The following is a 3,412-nucleotide window of genomic DNA, read 5'->3' as shown; positions in this document are numbered from 1 at the left end:
CCATTGCCAGCTTTAGGATAAAAGGGTTCAATCACTTCCAGCAGTTGAGGCCACGGCAGCAGTTTATCCATTCTGGATAAGAATATCTCTTTACGGGTCTGGCGGCGCTTGCTGGAAAACTCACTATCGGCAAAAGTTAACTGTTGGCTCATGGGCGGTAATGGCTGTGATTTACTATGCAGCTATGATCTCACATCGGGGACTTATTCGCATCTTCCCTAGTTAAATCGCTTCCCCAAAATAAACCTTAATCATTATATGGTTGTTTTCCTGAAACCAGCGTCTGTGCGTTCACGCAGTGCAGATTTTGGCTCATTAACCGCCAGTCGCTGAATTTCCAACAATCGATTCAACAATAAAATCCACCGCTGCTTTAATCTTTGGGCTGGTGTAATCTACCTTTTGATATAGCAAATAAATACCTAAATCCTGTCCCCGACTTACTTGTACCGGGTGTTCAAAGGTTAATTCCGTCAGTAATCCGGCTGATAGCTCCCGGCTAACGGACCAGCGTGGCAACATTAAAATACCTTTCCCTTTTACGGCACTGTTGATCAACCAACGGCCATTATTGCTGGTGAGTTGTGTTTTACCCGATACATCGTGCCACTGGCCTTGGATTTCGCAGTACCAGCGGTTGGGGCCCGCCGGTGTTTTAAAAAACAGGCCAGCATGCTCAGTTAATGCCAACGGATTTTGCGTCATAGTGTGTCTGGCAAGATATTGTGGTGCAGCTACAGGGATGAAGGTGTTATCCATTAAACGTTTGGCAATAACATGCTCATCAGGGGCAAACCCTCCCCGAATGGCAATATCCACATCATCCCGGCCAAGCTTTGTGAGTGTATCGCTAATGGTCACGTCCAGCGTGATCTTAGGGTGCTGATCGACAAAGCGCTCAAGCACAGGCTGTAAGATTTGATCACCAAAGCCTGCCATCGCCGACACTTTTAGTACGCCTGAGGGCTCAGTTTGATACTCATGCACAGTTTGCTCTGCCAGCTTAACTTTTGCCAGTATTTCCTGTGCTTGGTGTAAAAACAGATTGCCGACTTCAGTCAAAGTCACTGTTCGCGTACTGCGCTTTAATAACTGTGCGCCTAATTCGGCTTCTAAATCCGCAATGCGCCTGGATACCGATGATGCGGGCACATTAAAGCGCTTCGCCGCGGCGGAGAAGCTAGCGTGCTCTGCTGTTTCAACGAAATAGTTAAGGGCTCTCAGCTTATCCATATTATTGCTTTATTAACAAAAGTTATTCCTTTTTTATACCATTTTTGACAGTAAGACGATATGCCATACTACAGCAATTAATAAAGGAGAATGCGATGAGCCAGTATAAAGAAATTCTGTTAACGGCACGCCCAGACGGCAAGCCAGTAGGCCCACACCTGTTTGAGGTAATCAATAAAGGTATCCCTACACCGGGCAAGGGTGAAATGTTAATTAAGCAAACCCATATGTCGATGGACCCGGCCATGCTGGGCTGGATGACGCCCGATGAAGACAGCTATATCCCGCCCGTGGCCCTTAATACCCGCATGCGCTCGAGCGGATACGGCGAAGTGATTACCTCAAACCATCCGGATTTCTCACCGGGCGATAATGTAATGGGCATGATGGGCTGGACCGAATATACCCTGAGCGACGGAAAAGGACTCAACAAATTACCCGCTGGCGTCGACGGTGAAACTGCGCTGGCTGTATTTGGTTTGCCGGGCCTGACCGCCACCCAGGGCTTATTTAATATTGGCAAGCCTCAGGCCGGTGAGACCCTGGTAGTCACCGGCGCAGCAGGTTCGGTTGGTTCTATGGTTGGTCAGCTGGCAAAAGCCGAAGGACTGCGGGTTATCGGTGTGGTCGGCAGTGACGAAAAAACTGACTGGATAGTCAACGAGCTCGGCTTTGATGGCGCGGTAAATTACAAAACCGATGATGTAGCCAGTAAGCTGGAGTCTCTGACCCCAAACGGTGTAGATGTTTTCTTTGAAAACACCGGCGGCCCGGTGCAACAGCACATTTTTGATCGCATGAATGTACACGGGCGAATAGTTGTATGTGGTATGATTGCCGACTACACCGCCGCATCGCCAGCGCCGGGGCCTAACTGGATCCCGCTAATTAAGAAACGGATTTTAATTCAGGGTTTTGCCATGCCCGACCATCTGCATGAAGCGCCCAGGCTGCTTAGCCAACTCAACCCCTACGTGGCCGCAGGCAAAATAAAATACCGCACCCATGTACTAGATGGACTGGAAAGCGCCATGAGCGCGCTTAACCTGTTTTTTACCGGCGCCAACAAAGGCAAGCTGCTTATCCGGCTGTAGCCACGCTACAGGGTGTTGGCCAAAGTTGTCTGATCAGCGCCCTTTGCTCAGCACCATGTCCACATGAGGGATACCATCTTCCAGGTAGTCTTCGGAGTTTCTGACAAAGCCGAACTGCTGATAAACCTTTTCAAGATAGACCTGTGCACCGATCTGAATGTCCGTATCCGGCCATAGCCGCTGACATTCTTCTAACGCTTTACCGATGAGTTGGTGCCCGTACTTTTTACCTCTGGTGTGCCCCGCGACAGCGACCCGGCCAATACTCACCTGCGGAAAGCTGACGCCGGGCGGTAATAGTCTGGCGTAAGCCACCAGCTCGCTATTACTGGTACCCAACAGGTGATAAACCCCATTGATACGGTCTTTGTCGTCGAGTTCCGGGTAGGGGCAGTTTTGTTCCACAACAAATACGTCGGTGCGTAATTTGAGTAATTCGTAGAGCTGGTCGGTAGTGAGCCCAGAGAAGGGTAACAAGCACCAGTTAAGCATAAAGACCTCCGCGATAATGCTGGCAGAGATGATTGCCGATCCCCCGGGTCATTGCAATGCGTTACGATGAATAAAGCGATTAATCCGCACTGTTTCAACAGGAAAAACCACACAATTATTTAACATTTAAACGGTAGGAAAACTAAACTTATTAATAATTCGTAATTTATTAATTAAGATCAATAAACAACCACCTAATCACAAGGTGCTGTTTTATATAAATTTATACTCTTTTTCGCCATTTAAAGCCAACCATACCCCGGGAATAATTCGTTAATGGTATGTTGACTGTAGTATTATCATACAATAGTATCAACACCCCAAGAATAACAATGATAAAGAATTTAGATTTCGACCTGATTGAAGTCGATACCTTACAACGCGCCAGGATTTTCACAATTGGACGACATACCTGTGAACTGCGCATTCACATATATTTGGAGATAATACATGTTTAAACGTGCTCAACTTGCCAGCGCCGTTTTATTCGCACTTTCCGCACAGCCTCTGTATGCCCAGGACACCGACAGCATGCCCAGCGAGGACGAGGTTGAAGTTATTGATGTACGTGGGGTAAAGGCCAGCCTTAATTC

The 3,412-nt window shown here is 47.9% G+C and carries 3 protein-coding genes and 1 pseudogene; 1 reads left to right on the top strand and 3 read right to left on the bottom strand.

Annotated features, from left to right (window positions below; all coding sequences use genetic code 11):
- Positions 1-152, bottom strand: a pseudogene (locus C6Y40_RS16245) (IS5/IS1182 family transposase); the annotation flags it as partial.
- A 163-nt stretch (positions 153-315) separates the two neighbouring features.
- Complete coding sequence (locus C6Y40_RS16240; RefSeq protein WP_105935476.1) at positions 316-1,233, bottom strand: LysR family transcriptional regulator; 918 nt, start codon at positions 1,231-1,233, stop codon at positions 316-318.
- 95 nt (positions 1,234-1,328) lie between these two features.
- On the opposite strand from C6Y40_RS16240, the gene C6Y40_RS16235 reads away from it, so the two are divergent.
- On the top strand, positions 1,329-2,327 hold the full coding sequence (locus C6Y40_RS16235) for an NADP-dependent oxidoreductase (protein ID WP_105935475.1): 999 nt from the start codon (positions 1,329-1,331) through the stop codon (positions 2,325-2,327).
- Positions 2,328-2,360: 33 nt separating this feature from the next.
- Here the strand turns inward: C6Y40_RS16235 and C6Y40_RS16230 are convergent, their stop codons facing one another.
- Positions 2,361-2,819, bottom strand: coding sequence for a GNAT family N-acetyltransferase (locus C6Y40_RS16230; protein ID WP_105934775.1), 459 nt, complete (start codon positions 2,817-2,819; stop codon positions 2,361-2,363).
- Positions 2,820-3,412 lie beyond the last annotated feature (593 nt).

This window comes from Marisediminitalea alba (assembly GCF_002993365.1).
Classification (GTDB): domain Bacteria; phylum Pseudomonadota; class Gammaproteobacteria; order Enterobacterales; family Alteromonadaceae; genus Alteromonas; species Alteromonas alba.
This window is presented reverse-complemented; position numbering and strand designations above follow the sequence as displayed.

Coding starts and splice junctions, on each gene's coding strand:
- C6Y40_RS16240 (WP_105935476.1), bottom strand. CDS start 1,233: ATGGATAAGCTGAGAGCCCTTAACTATTTCGTTGAAACAGCAGAGCAC.
- C6Y40_RS16235 (WP_105935475.1), top strand. CDS start 1,329: ATGAGCCAGTATAAAGAAATTCTGTTAACGGCACGCCCAGACGGCAAG.
- C6Y40_RS16230 (WP_105934775.1), bottom strand. CDS start 2,819: ATGCTTAACTGGTGCTTGTTACCCTTCTCTGGGCTCACTACCGACCAG.